Annotated in this window: 26 protein-coding genes; 12 read left to right on the forward strand and 14 right to left on the reverse strand. The window is 45.6% G+C overall.

The features are described 5' to 3' along the window. Positions 1-41 precede the first annotated feature (41 nt). From F3I09_RS23425 to F3I09_RS23435, 3 genes are all read left to right on the forward strand, one after another. Positions 42-1,001, forward strand: a complete 960-nt coding sequence (locus F3I09_RS23425) for a PhoH family protein (RefSeq protein ID WP_149697481.1) — start codon at positions 42-44, stop codon at positions 999-1,001. A gap of 216 nt (positions 1,002-1,217) precedes the next feature. After that, the gene (locus tag F3I09_RS23430; RefSeq protein WP_149697482.1) at positions 1,218-1,685 is read left to right on the forward strand and encodes a DUF4878 domain-containing protein; all 468 of its coding nucleotides are present in this window, start codon (positions 1,218-1,220) and stop codon (positions 1,683-1,685) included. A 223-nt stretch (positions 1,686-1,908) separates the two neighbouring features. Next, on the forward strand, positions 1,909-2,454 hold the full coding sequence (locus F3I09_RS23435) for an inorganic diphosphatase (RefSeq protein WP_149697483.1): 546 nt from the start codon (positions 1,909-1,911) through the stop codon (positions 2,452-2,454). A 175-nt stretch (positions 2,455-2,629) separates the two neighbouring features. Here F3I09_RS23435 and F3I09_RS23440 read toward each other — a convergent pair whose 3' ends face one another. Continuing rightward, positions 2,630-3,403, reverse strand: coding sequence for a C40 family peptidase (locus tag F3I09_RS23440; RefSeq protein WP_149697484.1), 774 nt, complete (start codon positions 3,401-3,403; stop codon positions 2,630-2,632). 80 nt (positions 3,404-3,483) lie between these two features. Between F3I09_RS23440 and F3I09_RS23445 the strand changes: the two genes are divergently transcribed. The 4 genes from F3I09_RS23445 to F3I09_RS23460 all read left to right on the forward strand — a co-directional run bounded on the left by F3I09_RS23445 (position 3,484) and on the right by F3I09_RS23460 (position 6,366). Next, positions 3,484-4,056 (forward strand): sigma-70 family RNA polymerase sigma factor, encoded by a 573-nt coding sequence (locus F3I09_RS23445; RefSeq protein WP_149697485.1) that lies wholly within the window; start codon positions 3,484-3,486, stop codon positions 4,054-4,056. Then, positions 4,049-5,146, forward strand: coding sequence for a tetratricopeptide repeat protein (locus F3I09_RS23450; protein ID WP_188133929.1), 1,098 nt, complete (start codon positions 4,049-4,051; stop codon positions 5,144-5,146). The genes F3I09_RS23445 and F3I09_RS23450 overlap by 8 nt, the downstream gene beginning before the upstream one ends. Before the next feature lie 241 nt (positions 5,147-5,387). After that, on the forward strand, positions 5,388-5,954 hold the full coding sequence (locus tag F3I09_RS23455) for an RNA polymerase sigma factor (protein ID WP_149697487.1): 567 nt from the start codon (positions 5,388-5,390) through the stop codon (positions 5,952-5,954). 58 nt (positions 5,955-6,012) lie between these two features. Beyond that, entirely contained in the window at positions 6,013-6,366 is a 354-nt protein-coding gene (locus tag F3I09_RS23460) for an anti-sigma factor (protein WP_149697488.1), read from the forward strand. Positions 6,367-6,440: 74 nt separating this feature from the next. Here F3I09_RS23460 and F3I09_RS23465 read toward each other — a convergent pair whose 3' ends face one another. Together F3I09_RS23465 and gyrA are read right to left on the reverse strand one after the other, a co-directional pair. Continuing rightward, the gene (locus F3I09_RS23465) at positions 6,441-7,694 is read right to left on the reverse strand and encodes a lipopolysaccharide assembly protein LapB (protein WP_149697489.1); all 1,254 of its coding nucleotides are present in this window, start codon (positions 7,692-7,694) and stop codon (positions 6,441-6,443) included. A 129-nt stretch (positions 7,695-7,823) separates the two neighbouring features. Then, entirely contained in the window at positions 7,824-10,412 is a 2,589-nt protein-coding gene (gene gyrA, locus F3I09_RS23470) for a DNA gyrase subunit A (protein WP_149697490.1), read from the reverse strand. A 407-nt stretch (positions 10,413-10,819) separates the two neighbouring features. On the opposite strand from gyrA, the gene F3I09_RS23475 reads away from it, so the two are divergent. After that, positions 10,820-12,145, forward strand: a complete 1,326-nt coding sequence (locus F3I09_RS23475; RefSeq protein ID WP_149697491.1) for a saccharopine dehydrogenase C-terminal domain-containing protein — start codon at positions 10,820-10,822, stop codon at positions 12,143-12,145. A gap of 94 nt (positions 12,146-12,239) precedes the next feature. Here F3I09_RS23475 and F3I09_RS23480 read toward each other — a convergent pair whose 3' ends face one another. After that, a complete protein-coding gene (locus tag F3I09_RS23480; protein ID WP_149697492.1) occupies positions 12,240-12,926 on the reverse strand; it encodes a Sir2 family NAD-dependent protein deacetylase in 687 nt (228 codons plus the stop codon). Between the two features lie 81 nt (positions 12,927-13,007). On the opposite strand from F3I09_RS23480, the gene F3I09_RS23485 reads away from it, so the two are divergent. Further along, complete coding sequence (locus F3I09_RS23485; RefSeq protein WP_149697493.1) at positions 13,008-13,865, forward strand: phosphatase PAP2 family protein; 858 nt, start codon at positions 13,008-13,010, stop codon at positions 13,863-13,865. Here F3I09_RS23485 and F3I09_RS23490 read toward each other — a convergent pair whose 3' ends face one another. From F3I09_RS23490 to pdhA, 6 genes are all read right to left on the reverse strand, one after another. After that, on the reverse strand, positions 13,866-14,786 hold the full coding sequence (locus F3I09_RS23490) for a DUF4349 domain-containing protein (protein WP_149697494.1): 921 nt from the start codon (positions 14,784-14,786) through the stop codon (positions 13,866-13,868). A gap of 64 nt (positions 14,787-14,850) precedes the next feature. Next, positions 14,851-15,261 carry an EVE domain-containing protein gene (locus F3I09_RS23495; protein ID WP_149697495.1) on the reverse strand — a complete coding sequence of 137 codons (411 nt, stop codon included), beginning with the start codon at positions 15,259-15,261 and terminating at the stop codon, positions 14,851-14,853. 31 nt (positions 15,262-15,292) lie between these two features. Beyond that, positions 15,293-16,012, reverse strand: coding sequence for a (Fe-S)-binding protein (locus tag F3I09_RS23500; RefSeq protein WP_149697496.1), 720 nt, complete (start codon positions 16,010-16,012; stop codon positions 15,293-15,295). A 126-nt stretch (positions 16,013-16,138) separates the two neighbouring features. Next, on the reverse strand, positions 16,139-16,630 hold the full coding sequence (gene ribH / locus F3I09_RS23505; protein ID WP_149697497.1) for a 6,7-dimethyl-8-ribityllumazine synthase: 492 nt from the start codon (positions 16,628-16,630) through the stop codon (positions 16,139-16,141). 19 nt (positions 16,631-16,649) lie between these two features. Continuing rightward, positions 16,650-17,354, reverse strand: coding sequence for a tol-pal system YbgF family protein (locus F3I09_RS23510; protein ID WP_149697498.1), 705 nt, complete (start codon positions 17,352-17,354; stop codon positions 16,650-16,652). Positions 17,355-17,492: 138 nt separating this feature from the next. Beyond that, positions 17,493-18,503 (reverse strand): pyruvate dehydrogenase (acetyl-transferring) E1 component subunit alpha, encoded by a 1,011-nt coding sequence (gene pdhA / locus F3I09_RS23515; RefSeq protein ID WP_149697499.1) that lies wholly within the window; start codon positions 18,501-18,503, stop codon positions 17,493-17,495. Positions 18,504-18,685: 182 nt separating this feature from the next. On the opposite strand from pdhA, the gene F3I09_RS23520 reads away from it, so the two are divergent. The 3 genes from F3I09_RS23520 to F3I09_RS23530 all read left to right on the forward strand — a co-directional run bounded on the left by F3I09_RS23520 (position 18,686) and on the right by F3I09_RS23530 (position 20,690). Continuing rightward, entirely contained in the window at positions 18,686-19,765 is a 1,080-nt protein-coding gene (locus F3I09_RS23520; RefSeq protein WP_149697500.1) for a DNA replication/repair protein RecF, read from the forward strand. Positions 19,766-19,791: 26 nt separating this feature from the next. Beyond that, positions 19,792-20,079 carry a DUF721 domain-containing protein gene (locus tag F3I09_RS23525; protein WP_149697501.1) on the forward strand — a complete coding sequence of 96 codons (288 nt, stop codon included), beginning with the start codon at positions 19,792-19,794 and terminating at the stop codon, positions 20,077-20,079. A gap of 179 nt (positions 20,080-20,258) precedes the next feature. Next, the gene (locus F3I09_RS23530) at positions 20,259-20,690 is read left to right on the forward strand and encodes a DUF3828 domain-containing protein (RefSeq protein WP_188133930.1); all 432 of its coding nucleotides are present in this window, start codon (positions 20,259-20,261) and stop codon (positions 20,688-20,690) included. A gap of 116 nt (positions 20,691-20,806) precedes the next feature. Here F3I09_RS23530 and F3I09_RS23535 read toward each other — a convergent pair whose 3' ends face one another. From F3I09_RS23535 to F3I09_RS23550, 4 genes are read right to left on the reverse strand one after another with little or no spacing between them, the layout of a single operon-like run. Beyond that, entirely contained in the window at positions 20,807-21,319 is a 513-nt protein-coding gene (locus tag F3I09_RS23535; RefSeq protein WP_149697503.1) for a DUF4252 domain-containing protein, read from the reverse strand. A gap of 29 nt (positions 21,320-21,348) precedes the next feature. Next, positions 21,349-21,870 carry a DUF4252 domain-containing protein gene (locus F3I09_RS23540; protein WP_149697504.1) on the reverse strand — a complete coding sequence of 174 codons (522 nt, stop codon included), beginning with the start codon at positions 21,868-21,870 and terminating at the stop codon, positions 21,349-21,351. Between the two features lie 36 nt (positions 21,871-21,906). Continuing rightward, on the reverse strand, positions 21,907-22,407 hold the full coding sequence (locus tag F3I09_RS23545) for a hypothetical protein (RefSeq protein ID WP_149697505.1): 501 nt from the start codon (positions 22,405-22,407) through the stop codon (positions 21,907-21,909). After that, positions 22,397-22,912 (reverse strand): RNA polymerase sigma factor, encoded by a 516-nt coding sequence (locus F3I09_RS23550; protein ID WP_149697506.1) that lies wholly within the window; start codon positions 22,910-22,912, stop codon positions 22,397-22,399. Before F3I09_RS23550 ends, F3I09_RS23545 begins: the two co-directional genes overlap by 11 nt. Positions 22,913-22,996 lie beyond the last annotated feature (84 nt).

Below are 22,996 nucleotides of genomic sequence, written 5' to 3' on the forward strand. Positions count from 1 at the left end.
CTTATACTCAGACACCTCAAACGCTCTAAATAAAATATCACTTGACAGAATCAATTATCAGCTTAGATAGTATTAACCCTATCGAGTTCTTCGGAGTTAACAATGGAAAACTTGATCTGCTGAAGAAAAAATTTCCGCTGTTGAAGATCCTCTCCCGCGGTACTCAGCTCAAACTCTCCGGCGCTCCGGAAGAAGTAGCTACCGCACAGGAAAAAATCGGACAAATCATTTCCTACCTCGAGCGTAATGGCAACCTCAGCGAAAACTATTTCGAACAGATCCTGGGCGATGAGGAAAAGGTGGACAACTTCAAAGACCGCAATTCGAACGATATCCTGGTCTTTGGTCCTAACGGACGCAACGTAAAAGCCAGAACAGCCAACCAGAAGAAAATGGTAGCCCTGGCCGACAAAAACGACATCCTCTTCGCTATAGGCCCTGCCGGTACCGGTAAGACTTATACTGCTGTAGCACTGGCGGTAAGAGCGCTCAAAAATAAAGCAGTCAGGAAGATCATTCTGACGCGTCCAGCCGTGGAAGCGGGTGAAAACCTGGGATTCCTGCCCGGCGACCTGAAGGAAAAGATCGATCCATACCTGCGTCCGCTGTACGATGCCCTGGATGATATGATCCCTGCCGATAAGCTCAGCTACTTCATGACCAACCGTGTTATTGAGATCGCTCCGCTGGCGTATATGCGCGGACGTACGCTCGACAATGCATTTATCATCCTGGATGAAGCGCAGAACGCAACAGACCTCCAGCTGAAAATGTTCCTGACACGTATCGGTTCTTCCGCAAAAGCTATCATTACAGGGGACCTTACACAGATCGACCTGCCTAAAAATCAGAAATCAGGATTGGAAAAGGCTACCCGCATCCTCCGTCATGTGGATGGCATCGGCTACCTGCAACTGGATGAAGAAGATGTGGTAAGACATAGACTGGTAAAAGCCATCATACGTGCGTACGAGGCTGCAAAGGAAAAAGAGGAACACTAACATTAACAATTCCTTAACAGTGTTTTAAGTATGTTCACGGCTTAAAATGTGAACTGTTAAAAGTATTCCTTACCTATACCGGTTTACAAGAAGGAAACCAACAATTTTCAAAAACAGGTCTGAAACTTTAAAAATTACAACCCGCTGCCTAGCTGCTTTTTGTAATTTTCCACTTTCCACCTATTTTTGTTAACTGTATTATAATAGAACATTTGCATGACCAGTTATCTGCGTATCCTCACCTTGGCATTATTATTCAGTACTGTACTTAGCAGCTGCAAAAAGCGTGCTTCCCCACAGGAAGTAGCACTGAATTTTATGCATGCAATACAGGAATCGAACTTTGACCTGGCAAGGGACTACGCTACCAAGGAATCGCAACAGGTAATACAGCTTTACTCCTTTTTTGATGCCCGCCGCAATGATTCAGAACGGGATAAGATCAAAAAGGCCGGTATAAAAGTAATTGAGACAGAAGAAAACGGTGACAAAGCAACAGTAACTGTCCTGAACTCTTCTTCACAACAAAAGGAAAGACTGCAATTGGTAAAGGAAAATGGCCGCTGGAAAATATCTCTCACTTTTGAAAGTATTATTCCAAATTATCTGCCGCCGGCAAGTGCGCCATTGGATTCTACCAATATGCCGCCCCAGGATACTACGTCTCCACTCCCAGGTAGATAAAACATTACAATTATTCTTATCTGTATAATTTTGTATCTATTGCGAAATTACAGTTGAGTTCCTTATTTTTGCGACGCGCCAGCAAACTTTTATTCTAAATTCCACATTAGCATACGGTACGAACAGCTGCCAGGGTCCCGAAAAACGACTTTGCGCCGTTATACTTTTGCAGTGCGGAATAAATGCAGGGCACCAAAATAATAATAAACGAAAAAACAAGTTGATGATGACGACGAACAATCCCTGGCATAGTGTCAGCACAGGATCAGAAGCGCCTAAGATAGTGAATGCTATTATTGAAATTCCTAAAGGCTGTCGCGCCAAATATGAACTGGACAAAGAAAGTGGCCTGCTCAAGCTCGACAGGGTACTGTATTCTTCCGTATATTACCCGGCTAACTACGGTTTTATTCCAAAAACCTACTGTGATGACCATGACCCGCTGGATATCCTCATCCTCTCCCAGGTAGATGTTGTTCCTATGTGTATCATGGAAGCCAAAGTGATCGGTGTAATGCAGATGATCGACAACGGCGAGGCTGATGATAAAATCATTGCCGTAGCTGCCAACGATATGAGCGTAGCACACATCAACGATATCTCAGAACTGCCTCCACACTTCACTGCTGAAATCCGTCACTTCTTCGAAGAGTATAAGAGACTGGAGCACAAAACAGTAAAAGTTTCTGAATTCCAGAACAAAACAGTGGCTGAACGCATCATACTGGAAAGCATCGAGTTCTACAACAAGACTTTCGGCGACAAATAATTAAAAAGGCTGGTAGCTCACCCGCTGCCAGCTTTTCAAAAAGAAACATCCCATAGCTACAGTACCTTCATGGTGTCTATTGCTATGGGATTTGTTTTTGCTGGACCTGCGTTTGTAGGCAGGGAACAAAACGATATCACTCGCTGCAATCAGCTCCGACGGGAATGGTTTCCCGTTAAAAGAATCGCTTGATGATCCTCAGCTTATGCGTTCTGACACCAGTATCGGTATTAGTAATTCCCTGGTTGTCGATAGGGTCCACCCTCACCTTCCCTGATGAATGAATGATCTCATGATCATTCAGCAATATTCCCACGTGCGTAATACGCCCCTCTGCATTATCAAAGAAAGCCAGGTCACCTAAACGCGCTTCCTGCAGAAAATCGACCGTCCCGCCCTGTGTAGCCTGCTGATAAGCATCCCTTAAAAGATCAATGCCCAGTGTTTTATATACCGTCTGCGTGAAACCGGAACAATCCACTCCAAATACCGACTTGCCACCCCATAGGTACGCCGTGTTCAGGTACTGGAAGGCCGCAGCCGTCAATGCACTGGTATCTACCGCATTCGCCTTGCCTGTAGCTGCCAGCTTTTCCTCAAACTGTACCGTTACCTTTCCCCAGTTTGTAACAGGGCCATCCCCCGGCTTTACAGCGCATCCGAAAGGCACATGCATAGGCTTGCCATTCAGCTGTATCCTGTTCACCCAACCAGTTGTATAATGTGTATACGGCGCATTATATAACTCCTCATCAATGGTTTCCAGATGATTGAAAGTAGCCCATCCTTCATACCCGTCAAACTGGCACTTCACTTTTACCCAACCATCATTTCCGGTAATAATAATTTCACTGCATTCACCCCACAAGGCTTGTGAGATAATTTCACTTTTGTGAGATGGTTCTGACCGTAACGGCATCACCGGTACAACAGTAATCGCGTATGGCATATTAATTGTCTAAAATAATTATATGTCAAAGACAACAAAATGAACATTTTTGTCTTTAATATGTAAATATAGGTAACACTATGCTACAGCAGTTAACTAATTTATCAGATAAAGAATTGATTTCCCGGGCAAGAAAACTCAAGGACCAGGAAGCAGAAGGTGTACTCATGGAAAGATACAGCCACCTAATGGTTGCTGTTTGCCTCCCTTACCTTAACAATGGTCCCGGAACCAGTCCCGAAGAAGTTTATCCCAGGCTGCTGCAGCGCCTCAGCGCCAGTCTTAGAACCCAGACGATCCCGAAAGCCAATGAATGGATATACCATACTATCAGGGCACAACAGGCTCAGACAGAAAAGAATAATCCATTTTTTCCCAGTACGGAATCCAGGGAACAGCAACAGATGGAAAACAAAGTAGAAAAGGTAGCTACCAACCTCAAAGAACAACAAGTGCTGGCAGCAGCAATGGAAGAGGCGCTTGGTAAACTGCCCGCAGAGGAAAAATATTTTCTGAAAGAATTTTACCTGAACAATAAAACCTTTACAGAACTGGCCGCCGGCAAAAAGTATACTGTCGAAAAAACGAGGCAGATTCTGCAGCAGGCAAAGCAAAAAATGGCTTCCTTATTGATGAATGAAACCTATGAGTAACTTGGAAAACAATGAAAAAATACTGAAGATCTTCAGTAACATCCGCTGCCTGAACAGGGATCAGCTTCCCCGTTACCTCGATGGCCGTCTCACTGATGTTGAGAAACACCTGGTGGAACAGCACCTCGTTGACTGTGACCTCTGTTTCGATGCATTACAGGTACTCCAGCAACCCCAGTACAGGGAAAAATACCAACCACTCGCCAGCAGCATGCAACAATTCATCCGCGCCAGTATTAAGCGGATATCACAGGTGCATAAGGTAGAACGCTACCAACGCCAGGAGCAGAAAAAGGAGAGCTTCCTGATCTACTTCTGGGTAGTGGCAGCTATTGCCATTGGTGCAGGCGGTATTTATCTCGTACAGCAGCAAAGCAAATTCAAAACGCCGGTATCTAAAGCAATTGCCAGCAATACAGAATTGCCGGCTACACAGTCGGAAACTCCCCGCGTACAGGCGGCCATCGTCACTCCTGTCCGGACTGAAAATGAAGTAAGCCGAAAACCTGCAGAACCGGTTACCACCACCACACCGGCGCCGGCGCCACCCGATATGCCCAAACCTGTTGTGAAGGATTCCGTAAAAACAAAAGTCAAACCACCGGCTACCGCCGCTGCTGTCAAAGACAGTATCAGGGATAGCGCCCGGAAACAGCTGACTGCTGCGCCTAAATCACCGGAAGTGAAAGACGCTCCGAAGGATAAACCAGCTACACCGGAACAAAAGGATACACCGACCGTAGCAAAGAAAACAGAAGATAAACCGGAGCCTAAAGCGCCACCTCCGCCAAAGAAAGAAAAAGAGGACGCCCCCGAAAAGAAGCCCGCTGCAGAGTCCACAAGTACGGATGAATTCCTCTATAAGGCTGCTATGGTATATCACCAGCAGGGCGACCTGAATGAGGCTATTTCCCGCTATAAACACCTTTCTGAAAGCCCCGGCAAGTACGGTGAACTGTCCCGCTATCAGTTGGCTGTCTGCTACCGCAGCAAAGGCCAGACCGGCAAAGCCCGCCGTATGTTCAAGGAGGTGGTGCGCATGAACGGCAGCATGAAAGACAAGGCACAGGCAGCCCTGGATAACCTCTGATCTCATTGATTCGGCCCCATCCCCCATAAACTGGTAAATAAGTCCATAAAGCATTCCCATACCCCAATAAACGGAGTTCTTTATGGGCTTAGCAGACCTCGATCCATTCCCCTGTCTTTCTGTTTATATCCTCCCGGTTAGGTAAGCATACAGTCCTCCCCTGTCCATCAGTTACTTTTATTTTTTATGGAAATTCCAGGGCTCACGCATCTTTATATTACAAGTATTTTATCTTTATCCAGTGAATTATAAGAATAGCCAGGAATTAACAGACGAAGAGCTGCTGGAACGGTTCAAAACCGATGAGAACAGCGATTGGATAGGCATCCTGTTTGACAGGTATGCGATCCTTTTATTGGGTATGTGTATGAAATACCTTAAAAATGAAGAGGATGCAAGAGATAGTGTACAACAGATCTTCCTGAAGGTATTAGCTGAGATCAACAAGCACAAGGTACAATTCTTCAGGGCCTGGATCTACCAGGTAACCAGGAACCATTGCCTGATGCAGTTAAGACACAAAACCCAGGTAAGACAGGAGGAAGTCAGTGAAAAACACATGAACAATCCTACGGAACAGGAAGAAGACAAAGCCAGATTTGTAGAAAAGGATAACTTGCTGGAGAATATGCAGCATGCCCTGGAACAGTTAAACCCTGAACAGCGTATCTGTGTCAAACTATTTTACCTTCAGAAATTATCTTACCAGGATATTGCCGGCCAGACCGGTTATACCCTGTTACAGGTAAAAAGTTATATTCAGAACGGAAAGCGTAACCTGAAGCTGTTATTGGGTGCGCAGGGATAGCAAAGTATTGTATGAATGCATCAGATAAGTATGCACGAATTTAATTATTGACGATTTTATGAACGAAGAATATCAGGATATTTTCACCACAACGGCCTGTCCTACCCAGCAGCAATTGCTGGATTATGTACAGGGCCGGTTATCGGCTGACGAGCAACATGAAGTGGAACTTCATCTGGCTGATTGTGAGATGTGCAGTGAAGCTGTGGAGGGATTATCTGCATTTGAGCAGAAGGAAAAGATACCCGTATGGCTACGCCAGATGAAATGGCAGATGCTGCGTAAACTGCGTGCCCGCAAACGTCGTAAGCACCAGGTGTCCTACTTTATTGAACTGGCCATCATCGTACTTGTGGTCCTTTTCATTATACTGGGGGCGTTCTGGACATACCATTTCATGACGCATAAATAAAGATCTTCCCCACATAAAAAAGTCCCGGCTGTATAAACAACCGGGACTTTTTTATGAAAAATGTATCAATACTATTATTTCAGATTTTCCAGCTTTTTCTTAACAACTTCTACTTTCGCATTGTCGTTCTTAATAGCATAGATCTTCTGCAGCGCATACAGACAGCTTTCGTAAGTCTGTTTGTCGCTTGGCTCCAGGCTTGCAGCTTTAGCAGTGAAGTTTTCGTCTGCTTTCTCAAAGAAAGGCAGCGCCTGATCCATCAGACCAGTAACTTTTGCCTGCAGTTCTTTTGCTTTAGGAGTACTCAGAGATTTGCTGTCCATTGCGTTCAGCTCTTTGTTGAAACCTACTGCACGGTTGAAGTACAGTGCGCCTAACTGGAAGTTAGCAGTAGCATCATCAGCTTTCAGTTCGATCGCTTTTTTGTAAGCAGCTTCTGCTTTGTTCATCAGCTCATCGTAGTTAGCTGGTTTTGCAGCATCCTGACCGCCTTCACCACGAGGGTTAGCCAGGTTGTCTACACGGATACCGTAGTCCAGCACTGTCTGAAAATCGTTTGGATTCTCCGCCATTTTCTTTTCCAGCATACTCAGTAACTCAGCAGTTTTACCGGTTTTGGAGTAGTACATCAGCTCCATATCGTTAAAACGCTTGTCTTTAGGGAAGGTTGTTTTACCTTCTTCTATAGTTTTCAGCCAGTTGGCGTTATCACCTTTTTCTTCGTAAGTCTGTGCCAGCAGCACATACAGGGCTGGTTCAGCCTTGAAATGCATATCAGCAGCTTTTCTCAGGTAGATCAGTCCATCATCTTTCTTACCTGCCTGGTTAGCAGCATAACCAGCATAGAAGGTCATAGAAGTATCTGCAGGAATAGAACCACCTAAGTTCTTACCGTTATAGAAGTCAGCGATGGAAAAAGCGTCTTTGAAATGTAAATACGCGGAATCCCATTTCTGGTCATTCAGGTTAGCATAACCTGCGTTACCTATGGTAGCATACAGGTTAAACATGCGCTGGTTCATTTCCAGCAGGGCTTCAGGTAATTTAGCATTGATATCCAGTGCTTTCTTATAAGCATCGAATGCTTCCAGTGCTTCTTTAGGATCTTTCTTCTCAGTAGCTGTTGCTTCGAAGATCTTACCCTTTACATACCAGGTTTTAGCCTCTCCTTTGGTTTTTTCATTTTCCAGTGCTGCCTGAATATCGGCTTTCGCTTTATCATAGTCTTTTTTAGTCAGTGCCTCTTCTGCGCTGTTTACCTTCGCACGCTGCGCTACAGCAACCAATCCTGCACTGCAAAAGACCAATGATACCAGTAGTTTTTTCATGTTGCTCAATATTTTTTTGTTTTCTTAAGTATGGCCTTAGATTTTAATGCCTGTTTCAACCATAATAAATACAATCCGCCGCAGGTTAACCATTATTAGTTCGCACAAATATTTTGCGGTTTCTTATAATTATTCTGCAGGCGTTCCATCTTCCGAAGCCTCAGCTGTTGCTGTTCCCGGATTTTCTGAGCTGTTGTCCAGGGGCTGTTCGCTTCCATCTCCTTCCATACCTTCATTATCGAGCTTTTCCTCTTCCTGTTCATCCAGACGTGCTACGGCCGCTATTTCATCGGTATCGTCCAGTCTGATCAGGCGAACACCCTGTGTAGCCCTGCCCGCCTCGCGGATGTCAGCTACCGCCATACGGATGGTAATACCGGACTTACAGGTGATCATCAGGTCATCTTTCTCTGTTACGTCAAGGATCGCGATCAGGTTACCTGTTTTTTCTGTGATATTGATGGTTTTAACACCTTTACCACCGCGGTTGGTAATTCTATATTCTTCAATCTCAGTACGTTTGCCGAATCCCTTCTCAGAAACCACCAGCACAGTGCGGGTTTCATCCTCCTTATTTACACAAATCATACCAACCACCTCATCTTTGTCATTATCCACCTCAATACCTCTTACACCGATCGCTCCACGGCCTGTGTCACGTACGGTATTTTCAGGGAAACGGATAGCGCGGCCGCTCTTGATAGCCATCATGATCTCACTGTTACCGTTGGTCAGCTTAGCTTCCAGCAATTGGTCGCCTTCATTGACGGTGATAGCGTTCACACCATTCTGACGCGGGCGGGAAAACTCTTCCAGCAGGGTCTTCTTGATGGTACCATTTGCCGTACAAAGCACAATATAATGAGAGCTGATAAAATCTTTATCACCCAGGTCCTTAATATCTATAATTGCTCTGATCTTGTCATCTGTCGGCAGGTTGATCAGGTTCTGAATAGCACGTCCCTTACCGCTCTTTTCACCCTCAGGAATCTCGTACACCTTCAGCCAGTAACAACGGCCTTTCTCTGTGAAGAACAACATGGTATGGTGGGTAGAGGCTACGAACAGGTGCTCGATATAGTCCTCTTCGCGGGTCTTGCCACCCAATGCACCACGGCCGCCACGTTTCTGCTGACGGTAGTCATATGCCGAAGTACGTTTGATATAACCCAGGTGGGAGATAGTGATCACCACATCTTCCTCTGCAATGATATCTTCCATACGCATTTCACTCGCCAGGTACTGGATCTCAGTCTTACGCTCGTCACCGAAACGTTTCTTCACATCTTCCAGTTCTTCCTTGATGATCTTGAAACGCAGTCCTTCGTCAGACAATACCTCCTTCAGGTAGGCTATCAGTTTCATTACTTCATCATATTCTTCCTTGATCTTATCACGCTCCATACCGGTCAGACGTTGTAAACGCAGTTCCAGTATTGCCTTAGACTGAATCTCACTCAGTTCGAAGCGGCTCATCAAACCGTCTTTGGCTTCTTCCGGTGTACGGGAAGCACGTATCAGGGCAATGACCTCGTCCAGGTGATCCAGCGCTATCAGGTAGCCCTGTAAGATATGCGCTTTTTCTTCTGCTTTACGCAGGTCAAAACGCGTTCTGCGTACTACTACTTCATGACGGAACTCTACGAACTCTGACAGCATTTCTTTCAGGTTCAGTACACGCGGACGTCCCTTTACAAGCGCCACGTTATTGATACCGTAAGAAGTCTGCAGTTCAGAATATTTATACAGCTGGTTGATCACCACGTTAGCAATCGCTTCACGTTTCAGATCGATCACCAGGCGCATACCGTCGCGGTCACTCTCGTCACGCGCTTCGGAAATACCTTCAATTATTTTATCATCAGCCAGCTGTGCGATCTTCTGGTGCAGGGCCGCCTTATTGATCTGATAAGGCAGTTCATAGATCACGAGGCGCTCACGGCCCGCTTTGGATGTTTCTACGTTGATCTTACCACGTACCACTACCCTTCCGCGGCCGGTCTCAAAGCCCTGTTTTACCCCTTCATAACCGTAGATGATACCACCTGTAGGGAAGTCCGGCGCTTTCACATGCTTTATCAGTTCTTCAATCGTAATGTCACGGTTATCGATGTATGCAATTGCACCATCCACTACCTCAGTAAGATTGTGCGGCATGATGTTGGTAGCCATACCTACCGCAATACCGGACGCACCATTGATCAGGAGGTTCGGAATACGTGTAGGCAATACAGTAGGCTCTTCCAGGGTATCGTCAAAGTTCAGCGTGAAATCCACTGTTTCTTTATCGATGTCCTCCAGCATTGCCTCCGCCATGCGCTGCAGACGGATCTCCGTATAACGCATTGCTGCCGGCATATCCCCATCCACAGACCCGAAGTTACCCTGACCGTCTACCAGCATGTAACGTAAGCTCCATGGCTGGGCCATACGTACAATGGTATCATAGATGGAGGCGTCACCATGCGGGTGGAATTTACCCATTACCTCCCCTACAATACGGGCTGACTTCTTGTAAGGTTTATTACTGTTATTCCCTAACTCATTCATACCAAACAACACGCGGCGGTGTACCGGCTTTAAACCGTCCCGGACATCCGGAAGAGCACGACCAACGATCACTGACATAGAATAGTCTATGTATGCCGTTTTCATCTGCTCCTCAATGTTGATCTGGATGATCCTGCCGTCTTGCTGATTTTCCGTATTTTCTGACATTGTATATTGTTGATTTACAATTTACTTCCTAAAAAAATAAATAGATGCAAATATAGCCATTTTAAGCCGTATTCCGGCCTTTTTGACAGAGAATGTGAATAAAAAAGGAATTGTCATATGCTACAAATACGCTATGCAATAGTAACTATTTCTGCAGATACTCCATTTAATCCTTATTTTGCAACAACTCCTTCAATTAATATTCCATATAATAGAAAAGAGGAATATTGGGAAAATAAAATATTGGCAAACATTTTGTTTTTAACCCGGTGAAAATCAGAGGGTCACGGACAGTTAATTAGAATTCAGGTAGGTTAAAAACGAAATTTACTGAAATTTCGAACATTAGTAACACGACTGATGTTAAATCCCTGTTCTGTAACCATATTAAAGATGAACAAATTAATATGAAGAATATACTCTTGTTTGGCGCCGGCAAGTCGTCCACCAGCCTGATCGACTACCTGGTATCAAATGCTCCGCGGCAAAAATGGCATATCACTGTCGCGGACCAGGATCTTGCACTTATTAAGTCAAAGACCGGCAAATCTTATTACGTTACCCCCGCCGTTATTGATATCCGGGACCAGGCCTCCAGGCAGAAACTGGTACAGGAAACAGACCTCGTGATATCGCTGCTTCCTCCCTCACTGCATATTTTCGTTGCCAGGGACTGCCTTCAGTTCGGCAAAAACCTGCTGACCGCCTCCTACATCGATCCAGAGATAAGACTCCTCGAAAAGGAAATAGAACAGGCAGGCTTGCTGTTCATGTACGAGATGGGTCTCGATCCAGGTATTGACCACATGAGCGCTATGAAGCTCATTCATTCCATTGAAAAGAAAGGCGGACAGATCTCTGCATTCCGCTCTTACTGCGGCGGCCTGATCTCCCCTGAAAGCAATGATAACCCCTGGCAGTATAAGATCTCCTGGAATGCGCGCAATGTTGTGCTGGCAGGCAGCTCAGGTGCTATATACAGGGAGAAAGGTAAAGTGAAGGAGATTCCTTACCAGCAACTGTTCGATCAGCCTAAAACCATCCATATCCCCAGCCTGGGCAAACTTGCTTACTATCCCAACAGGGATTCCATGGGCTACATGGATGCCTATAAGCTGGAAGAGATCCCGACCTTCATGCGGGCAACCCTGCGCTACCCTGACTTCTGTGAGGGATGGAGCACACTCGTGAAACTAGGCCTGACCGATGACTCAAAAAAAATACAGACGAATGCCCTGACCTATTACGATTGGGCCAGTCAAAAGGTCGAAAAGGATCCGAAACAGAGCCATGAAGAGAACATTGCCAGTTACCTCGGTATCAGCGCCAAATCCAAAGTACTGCGACAACTGAAATTCCTGGGACTGCTGAACGGTGAAACCATCGGGCTCGGTGAACAGACCAATGCCTCCATCCTCCAGCATGTGGTAGAGGCCAAACTGGGCATGGAACCTGCTGATAAAGACATGATCGTGATGACGCACGAAATAGAATTCGAAAGAAGAGGCATGACCACACGCCTGCATAGCTACATGATCACACAGGGAGAAGACAGCCTGCGTACCGCTATGGCCAAAACTGTAGGACTCCCCCTGGGTATAATGGCCAAGCTGCTGCTGCAGGAAAAGATCAGCCTCAAAGGATTACAGATCCCGATCATGCCGGATGTATATAATCCCGTTTTAAAAGAACTGGAAGAATACAATATCCGGTTTGAAGAAAGCTTTGAGTAAAACTGCCTGATATAAACTGAAAGAGGCCATCCACTATAAGGTGAATGGCCTCTTTCAGTTTATACGTTCCCGAAGGCTATACGGAAAATGCTTTTTATAATTTCGCCAATGCCTCCTCCAGGTCCAGTATCCCTTCGGTTGCAGGCTTTTCTATCTTCACCAGTTTTTTCCGGTAAGCCATCTCCGGAATTTTTTTATCGACCACAAAAGCAGGCACATGTACCGGCAGATGATCTATAAGACCTGCGGCAGGATATACCGCCAGTGAGGTACCAATTACAACAAAGATATCAGCTGATAACACCAATGCAGTGGCATCCACGATCCTAGGTACATCTTCTCCAAACCATACGATGTCCGGACGCAGTTGTGCACCGTCCGGCCCTTTATCTCCCACGTTAATATCGCCTACGATCTCATAGCTGCGCGACTTGTCCCGCACACTACGCATTTTCAGTATCTCTCCATGCAAATGCAGTACCTTCTTCGATCCTGCACGCTCATGCAGATTATCAATATTCTGTGTGATGATATCTACATCGAATTTCTCCTGCAACCTGGCCAGCCCGAAGTGCGCCTCATTAGGCACTGCCGCCAGCACATCCTTGCGGCGCAAATTATAAAAATCGAGTACGAGCTGCGGATTTCTCTGCCATCCCTTCGGGCTCGCAACTTCCTGTACGTCATATCCTTCCCATAGACCATCACTGTCGCGAAACGTCCGCAGTCCACTCTCTGCACTGATACCCGCACCAGTTAAAACTACTAAACTAGGCTTCATTTCTACAAGACATTTTTAAAATTTAAATATACGGGTTTTAACATTTACCGTAACTTTATCGCCTAGAATAAATAACAGCAATTGAAGATTTTACAGACGCTTACACTGTGCAGCGTGTTATTAGCGCATGTGAATGCCAACGCACAGTCAGACACCACCACCCTCCAATATACCGATAGCACAAAAACGAAGGAGGTACATACATTGACCGCAGCGGATACTACTATACGTTACCGCATAAACGGCGCTTACCTCGGAAGTATGTGGACAGACCTGAAATACACCGTATCCAGGCCTGCACACTGGAATGGAAGAGATTTTACCAAACTCGGTATCGTTCTTGGTACTGCCGGTGGCTTGCTGGCGGTTGACTATGAAGTGAAGCAGTTCTTCCTCCGTAATCATACCAACTTCTGGAATAGTGTGACCGGCCAGGTAGAACCTTTTGGAAACGCCTACTCTCCGTACCTGGTAGGCGGTATGTATGTAGCAGGCGTTATATCAAAAAACCGGCAGCTGGAACATACCTCACTGATGACGGCCAAGTCCTTACTCATTTCCACACTGATCTATACATTCACAAAGTCTGTGGTAAGACGCGGCAGGCCAACATACTATGATGACCCGCTGGTATTTAACGCGCCCTTCTCCATGGATAAATACCATACCTCCTTCCCTTCCGGCCATATGCTGACAGTGACTTCTGTGGCCACTGCCCTGGCAGAGGCTTATGGCGAGGAACATCCATGGGTGCCCTGGGTAGCTTATTCCATTGCGATCATGACAGGTACTACCCGCCTTTACCAGGAAAGACACTGGAGCAGCGATGTATGGATGGGCGCATCTCTCGGTTACTTTGTAACCAAAGGCGTCTTCAAACATCATCGTCAGCTGGAACGTAAAAAAGCAATGGCAGCCTTAGCGGCCACCATGCCATAATCACGCGCCAGCTTTTGTCAAACGGCGACGTTTTCTGTATCTGCGGATAATGATAAAGAGCGCAGTAGCCACTACCCATACAGGCCATAAGCCGGTGATTGAAATAAGCGCTGCCAGTACACTATTCCAGCCATCTTTAATGGAAAAGAAGATGCTGGAAAAGAAGCTCGGTCCCCGTGGTGTTGTATTAGAAAATGTCTGGAAAAAAGAGAGGTGGATAACGCTCATGGCTACATTGTGATCGATGTATTGCAAACGTCCCTGAGCTGCTTCCACTTCCTCCCGGATACTCTTCAGCTGCTCTTCCACTTTCAGAATATCTTCTACGGTCTTTGCCTGCTTCAGAATGTCGAGGTAACGCTGTTCCACCTCTTTCCTTGCCTTCATCCTGGCGGCGACATCCACATATTCTTCTGTAACATCCTTTGAAGTGATGTTCTTTACCAACAGGTTTTCCTCTGCACCAACCAATGCATCCAGGCAGCTATCAAACTTTTCGGCCGGTACCCTGATCTCCAGCTCCGCTTCCCATGATACGTCTGAACGATGCTCTGCCTCACTGATCACAGATCCTCCATTACGGGCCACAATGCCAATCAGTTCTTTATGGGCGTGCTTATAATCACGAACCGAATAACGGAGTGTGCCTTCTTTGATGATCTTTTGGGGTATGTCGGCATAATTCTCTGATGCTGCAGATGGTATTGGAGCCATCATCATTGATACAGGAGCAGCTGCATCCATTGCCTTGTATTCTGATATTTCATTATCAGACCGATAGCCTTCACTTTTTATGGCCAGCGACCGCTGAGCGGCAATGCTTCCGGGCTTTTTGCAGGCACTTAACATAAGTGCGGCAAACAAAAGCATACAGGGGAAAACAATTACAGTATTCATTAAAACAGAACATCTTCTTGTCATAGGAATTTATTTTTAGGATAAATACTATAACAGGAAGATGCCGCAGGAACTAAAATTCCATAAACTATTTCATATCACCCATCTCCAGGATGGTCTCAAATTCGCCTGCAGTCACTGCACAAACTGAGAGACGTCCCTGGCGGATAAGGGAAAGATTTTCCAGTCTTTTTTCAGCTTTCATCTGCGCCAGCGTTACCGGTGTTTTGAATGGCTTTACCGGCTGCAGATCTACCACTACCCAGTTAGGATCCGGTGTGGTCGGGTCCTGATAGTGTTCTTTCGCTACTTTTGCAATACCTACTACGGCCAGGCCCTCATTACTGTGATAGAACAATACCTGGTCTCCCTTTTTCATACCTTTCAGGTTATTGCGCGCCTGGTAATTGCGCACGCCGTCCCAGAAGGTTTTCCCGTCTTTTACAAATTGGTCCCACGAGTACTTAAAAGGTTCTGATTTTACAAGCCAGTAGTTCATTCTCTAATAATTTAAATTCGTCTTTTGCCGCTTACCAGCCACTGGCCAGTACATCGGCAATATGCATCGTTTTAATATTCAGTTCGTGTTTCCTGATATAACCATCCAGGTGCATCAGGCAGGAAAGATCTGTAGAGATCAGGTAATCTGCACCGCTGGCCACCGCATTGTTCACCTTCTGTTCTCCCATACCGATAGAGATAGGCTCGAACTTCACAGAGAATGTTCCACCGAAGCCGCAGCATACCTCACAATCATTCATTTCCTGCAGCTCCAGCCCTTTCACTTTTGAAAGCAGGCTGCGTGGGCCTTCCTTGATGCCACATTCGCGTAAAGCCCCGCAGGCATCATGATAAGTAGCCACACCATTAAGCGTTGCGCCAATATCTGTTACATGCAGTACGTCTGTCAGGAATTCGGTGAATTCATACATCTGCCTGCGCAACATCTTTACATCATTGTGTGCAGCGGAATTGTCGAACAGTTTGCCGTAGTAATTACGTACAAATCCTGTGCAGGAGCCACTGGGCGCCACTATATAATCGACAGTATGAAAGTCTTTGATGAATTTATTGGCAACGGAACGGGCTTCATCCCAATATCCTGCGTTAAAAGCAGGTTGTCCGCAGCAGGTCTGGTTGGGATTATACTTAACGTTACATCCCAGCTTTTCCAGCACTTTCACCATATTGAAGCCTGTTTCCGGGAACAGCTGATCTACGAAGCATGGAATAAAAAGCTGTACGTTCATTGAGTTAGTCTTTAGTGATAAACCGCAGTTTTGGTAGCTGCTGGTAACAGGAATAAAGTATACCGGCCTGAAACTGTAGCGATAATGAACATCACACGTAACTAATATGGGGCTTAGCAGCTATGCTTACAATTGACGCATCATAGATATCATTTTCAGTGCGGTGATAGCGGCTTCCTCCCCTTTGTGCCCATGTATGCCCCCCAGTCTTTCTTCCGCCTGCTGCATATTGTCGACAGTCAGGATACCGAAGATAACGGGTACCGGTAATTCCAGGTTCAATTGCATGATACCTTCCGTTACACCTTTACAAACATAGTCAAAATGCGGGGTTTCTCCTCTTATCACGCATCCGAAAGCAATAATAGCGCCAGGTTGTTTGGATGTACCCTGTGTACGGTGCCAGTACTGTTTGCAGGCAAAGGGGAGTTCAAATGCGCCCGGTACAACTACTTTTGAGACCTTGGATACGTTGTATTGCGCCAGCGCCCGGTCGCAACCTGCTACCAGTTCGTTGATCACCGTATCATTCCATTCGGTATATACTATAACAACACTGGCATCCTCTAGATTGAGAATGCCAGCATCGTTCAATAAGCTTTGATTATGTATTGACATGACCAGATTAAAATATCAATTAATTCCTCACCTCACCCAGGCGCGCCAGGTATTTGTCCATTTCGCGGCCTTCAGCGGTCTGAGGATATTTTTCGCGGATTTCTTTGTAAACAGCAATGGCGTCAGCAGGTTTGTTTGCTTTTTCCAGTGCCAGACCAGCGCGGAACAGGAAAGTAGGTGCAGTCAGCTCATTGTTGCTGTGATGACCTGCTTTCTTGTAATATTCAATACCTTCTTCAGTTTTGCCCAGTTCCATGTAAGCATCACCAGCTAAACCGTAGGCCATAGCCTGTACGATCTGGTCGCCGCTGCTGTAACTGCTCAGCAGGTCTGCACCTTTCTGGAATTCACCCAGTTTTACGTAGCATACGCCTGCATAATATTTTGCTAACTGACCTGTTTTGGTGCTGCCGTATTTATCAATTACCTGCAGGAATCCGTAATAGTTACCGTCTCCATTTAATGCAACACGGAAAGAATCCTTTTCGAAATACTGCTGTGCATGGAATACCATGTCCTGCGCTTTCTTTTCGTTAGGACCTTTGATGAATCTGTTGTAGGCAAAAGAACCGCCCACTACCACTACTATTACGAGCAGGGCTATGATAATGCTGTTTTTATTCTTGTTAAAGAACGCCTCCGCCTTGTGGATAGAGTCTTCCAGTTGGAATTCCTTTGACACGGAAGTATTTTCAGCTGCGGTCTTATTTTTTGTCTCGGTCATTGTAAATGTGATCGTTAAATTGTTATTTCTTATTACGGTACAGGTACGGCTGTGTAAAATTCCCGCAAATATAAAAAAGGTTAGCGAATCTACCCGTTTATATTAAACAGCCGGGATCGCTAACCTTTCACATATTATTTAGTCAACAATGAATGGGTAATCCTGTTGAACATATACGTCTTTCAGCAGCTCATCATCTGAAGGCCATGGAGACTCTTCTGCGAACTGTACGCAATGTTCCACTTCTTGTTTTACCTTTTCGTTGATAGCTTCGATTTCCGCTTCCGTAGCCCATTTGTTCTTCTGGATAGTAGCCAGTACCTGGTTGATAGGATCTTTCTCCTTATACTCTTCTACTTCCTCTTTGGTACGGTATTTAGCCGGATCGCTCATGGAGTGACCACGGTAACGGTAAGTCTTGATTTCCAGCAAGGTAGGACCTTCACCGGCACGTGCACGTTTTACGGCTCTTTCAACGCCTTCGTGTACAGCTTCAGCGCTCATACCATCGATAGTGGCGCTAGGCATATCGTAGGCGTTCGCTAACTTATAGATATCCAGTACGTTGGAAGTACGTTCTACTGAAGTACCCATCGCGTACATGTTGTTTTCGCAAATGAATATTACCGGCAGTTTCCACAGCATGGCCATGTTGAAGGTCTCATGCAGCATACCCTGACGGGCAGCACCATCACCGAAGAAGCAAAGCGCTACGCTGTCAGTGCCCTTGTACTGCTCAGCAAAAGCCAATCCAGCACCGGTACCGATCTGTGCACCCACGATACCATGACCACCATAAAAACCTTTATCCGGAGCAAAGAAGTGCATACTACCACCTTTACCCTTGGAACAACCTGTAGCTTTACCATACAGTTCAGCCATACACTCATCAGCAGTCATTCCTTTTGCTATAGCCAGCGCGTGGTCGCGGTAGGCAGTGATGAACTTGTCGTCCGGTTTAGTCGCAGACATCGCACCTGCGGCAATTGCTTCCTGTCCTATGTACAGGTGACAAAAACCACGAATCTTCTGCATCCCATACAATTGGCCGGCTTTTTCTTCAAAGCGGCGCAGCAAGAGCATCAATTCATACCAGTACAAATATGTCTCTTTGGTGAATTTCGTCTTTACGTCTGTTTTTGTAGCCACTGTTTCTTAATTTGTCCGCAAATATAACAGGAAAATCCTAAAAACTAAATACTTTGCAACTTTGCAGCAACTTGTCCGCAAATAGTGGGGTTTCGGGAAGGCCTGATTACCAGTCTTTCCGCGTACACCGGCAGGTTACGATAAATATATTTTTAATTCATAACTGATAATCAGAAAGTTAATTGCTGTCGCTCAGAAAGATATCACTTGTTCAGTTTAAAAATTACTCCGGGAAAAGTTTCACCTTCAACAAGCGCATCATCGGCATTACCGGTCGCAACGGCTCCGGTAAGACCAACCTGCTCGATGCTATATATTATATATGCTTCACCAAAAGCTACTTTACCAGCAGCGAAGCACAGAACACCCAGTACCATACCAATGGCTTCCGCCTGGAAGCCCTCCTCGACAGGGACGGCCAGGAAGGAAAGATCGTCTGTACCCTCAAAGACGGCAAAAAGGAAATTGCCCTCAACGATGAGCCTTACGAACGTTTCTCCCGCCATATCGGTCAGTTCCCTGCTGTTATGATCGCACCCGACGATGCGGAGATCATTCTTGGTGGCAGTGAAGAACGCCGTAAATGGCTGGATGCCCTGCTCTGCCAGTTGCATCCCGGCTACCTCGATCATCTCATTACCTACCAGAAAATATTACAGCAGAAAAACAGCCTGCTGAAAACCATCGCTACCCAGGGAGGTAACCAGGACGCCCTCCTGGATGTATTTGATGAACAACTCGTGCATCACGGCACTCCCGTCTTCGAATGGAGACGCGCCTTCCTCCCGGGATTTATCAAACAGGTGCAGGAACTATATGATTACCTGGCCGGTAAACATGAAATTGTCAATATACAATATCAATCCGGTCTGCATGAACAGACCTTCACTGAACTGCTGGCTGCCAACCGGTATAAGGATATGATGATGCAAAGAACTACCGGCGGCATACACCGGGATGACCTTCAGTTCCTGCTGGACGATCATGCCATGAAAACAAGCGCCTCACAGGGACAACGTAAAAGTTTTCTCTTTGCATTGAAACTAGCACAGTTTGAAGTCATTAAAGAACATAAAAAATTTCCTCCGCTCCTCCTGCTCGATGATGTCTTTGAAAAATTGGACCAGGAAAGAGTGAGTAGACTGATAAAACTAGTGAGTAGTCAGGCATACGGCCAGGTCTTTATTACCGATACGCATGCAACAAGAATACGCGAAGCGTTCAAAGAAAATGAAGAGAGTTTTCAGTTAGTAGAGATGTAGTAAGACGAAATGCTTATCTTTGCCGCATGCGCTACGGAATGACGTCAATGGAGGATGCACTCAGAGATTTTATGTCTAAAAGCCGGTTAAAACCGAGGCTCACTGAAGTGCGTATACAGGAAAACTGGGAACAACTAATGGGAAAGACCATCTCCCGTTATACAGAAAGTATACAACTCATTGACAATAAATTACACATCACTACCACTGTAGCTCCACTGAAACAAGAGCTGAGCTATTCTAAAGACCGTATTATCAAACTGGTAAATGAAATGCTGGGAGAAACCGTGGTAAGAGAAGTGGTGATAAGATAAAATAACACTATTAATAAAACAAGAAGAGGCCGTTTCAATGATAATTGGGACGGTTTTTTTTATATAACGCTGTACATACCGGCCGTCGCATTCTTTATGGTACGGACTGGTCGATAGTCGTAATCCGAAGGTCTGATTATTTGGAACTTCAACCTTCATAAAATTTATAGATGGTATATATGAAAACACAATTTTTAGCTTCCTGTTTTGTCAGTATCCTGATATTCTTTAGCTCATATTGCCGGGGGCAGAATAAGACATCCAATGATAGTGCAGCAACCATGTTAAAGCAGTTTTATACCAGTTACATTACTGCAAGCGTGGAGTCGCTTGACGAAAAGAAACTTACTTTAATTAAAAAGCAATATTGTACAAAAAAAATCCTGAACAGGATAGCCAAAGATGAGGAATTGGATAATGATCCATTTGTGAATGCACAAGACACGGACATCGACTGGCTGAGGACTTTGGTTATAAATAAGGATCCCAAAAAGCCAAATGTCTATATTGCGTCTTACATAAGCAACTACACCAAAAAGAGGATCATTAACAAGTTACTCGTAGTAAAAGAAGGCCAGACCTATAAAATAGATGATATCCTGACGTATTGAAACAGTGCGCTGGATTAACAAAAAAGCCGTCCCAATAATAATTGAGACGGCTTTTCTTCATAAATGCAGTATATAGGCTATCGGTCTGGTCTATCAGTAATATTCAGGAAGCATTTTTAGTTCTTTGCAAATCCTTCTATCAGTGTGTTCACATCATTCATGTGCAACTTTGTACGTAAGCTCACGATCACAAATTCGGTATCTTCCTGTACCAGCATCACCACATTACCTAACTCATCTTCCCTCCCTTTATTCATGATAAAGACATTCGCACCTTCATGTCTCACTTCCATGAGGGTTTCAAAACCGTCCTTATCCATAAGTGTTTGCTTCAGTCGCTGTATGGAGGCCACATCCACAAAGTTCTGGCTGCCCATCAGCGTATACACCTTTACCTTCTGCACTTTTCCGATCAGCCGTTTCAGGGGTACTCCTTCTTCCTTCATGGCGCTCTTTGGCACTATCCAGGAAGCCAGTTTCAGCGGGATTCTTCCTACGCCTATTCTCACTCCCATTACATCGCTATGACGGCGTTGCTCGCGGTAAAATTTACGGAGAGATTTCTTCTGGGCCATAGCCGGACTTACCGCCAGCAAAAGTGCTGCTACAAGGATGGAACAATATTTCATTTCAAAAGGTTATGTGGTGATAAAGTGGGTTAATGTTTCAGGTTCTTGAGCTTGTCAAAACCGTCTATATTCATATTTGATGCCAGCTGGCTGATCTCCGCGAGGTCAATGTCTCCTACCAGGCTCATTGCCAGGAACTCGTCGTCGCTGCCTACCAGCATGATCAGTTCAGCAATGTTCCCTTTCGCATTTTCCTTTACCAGGAAACGAAGGTCGTCTTTTCCATCGCGGACGGTCATCAGCTCTTCAAATTCTTTATTCAGCATAGAGGATGCTTCTTTGAATAACTGATTCCCTCCTTTGGTGTTTTCTTTCGCCAGGATACGCAGGCCCCTGATCTTTTTTACGATCTGGAGGAATTGTTTTCCTTCGGAGGAATTGATGTCCAGTTTACTGAACATGCTAAACATCTTGGGTGTGACACTTATCAGGGTGAAACTCTGATCGCTCTCATATTTTTCAAAAAAGCGGTCTATTCCACTTCCCTGCTGGGCAAATAGCGGCGTGCTGGTGACTGCAACAAGCAGCAACAGTAACAAAAAGCGTTTCATGTGTTTTTTTTTTATCGAAATTTAGAATGGCCTTGATTAATTTGCTTTGATCTTCTCCGTAGCATCGTTGAAGTAAGCCAGTTTCTGCATTTGTGCTGTACCCTTGTTCAGGTTGCGGGACAGCAGCTGCAATGCTTTCTGTGTGACAGCAAATGCTTTTTCGGGATCATCAAAAGTGTCCTGCTCTGACAGTGATGCCATTATCCGGTCCTGCTTTGACTCGACCTGCCGCGCTGCATACCCGATACCCACTGCGACCAGCAGCATGGCGGCATACTTCATCCAGTGCTGCCATATCATTTGTCTGACAGGCCTTTCCGGCGTCCGGGCCACTGGCATCTCTATATCAGGGAATACTGGCATCGGAATATCGCTTTCCTCAGCAAAGTATCTGAACAATGGCTGCGCCTCTTTCAGATCCGCAGGGAGATTAGCGATTTCCCTGCTGAAAAAACTGCGCAAAACTTCCTCTTCCTCCAGTGTAGAGGTACCATCCCAATAGCGGTCCAGTAGTTCCCTGACTTTGTTAAACTCCATACACTTGCAGTTTTTGTAATTGTTCACGCACTGTTTTCCTTGCACGGTGAAGGTTTATCTTCACTTCACTCAGTTCGACAGACAGTATCTCTGCTATCTCCTGATAGCTGTACCCGTCAATATCTCTCAGTTGTATAATAGTACGGTATTTTTCCGGCAAAGCCGCAATAATACGATGTACCCTGTTCATTACGTCCTGTTGCTCTGCAGCAGCATGAGGATTAGGCTGATGTTGTGCAGGCATATCCCCTGCCTTGTCCAGCTCTTCCGACCGCCTGTATTTCCTGGCTTTCAGTTTGTCAAGGGCCAGGTTGCGTACGATACGCATGCACCAGGCTTCCACGCTCTGCAGATCGGTCATCCGCTCCTGCTGCTGCCATACCTTCATCAGGGCGTCCTGTGTTATGTCCATCGCATCTTCCTCGTTCTCAAGCAACCGGTAGGCAAAGCGGTACAGCTTCTGCCTGACGGGTACTACCTGGGAGAGAAATATTGCTAATGACATAGATAACAGATTCCTTGTTCTAAGTTACTAATTAACCCCTACCGCTTTTTCTCTCCTCTTCGATCCGGATGCCACAGGGCGTTT

It is taken from the genome of Chitinophaga sp. CF418 (assembly GCF_900142925.1).
Classification (GTDB): Bacteria; Bacteroidota; Bacteroidia; order Chitinophagales; family Chitinophagaceae; genus Chitinophaga.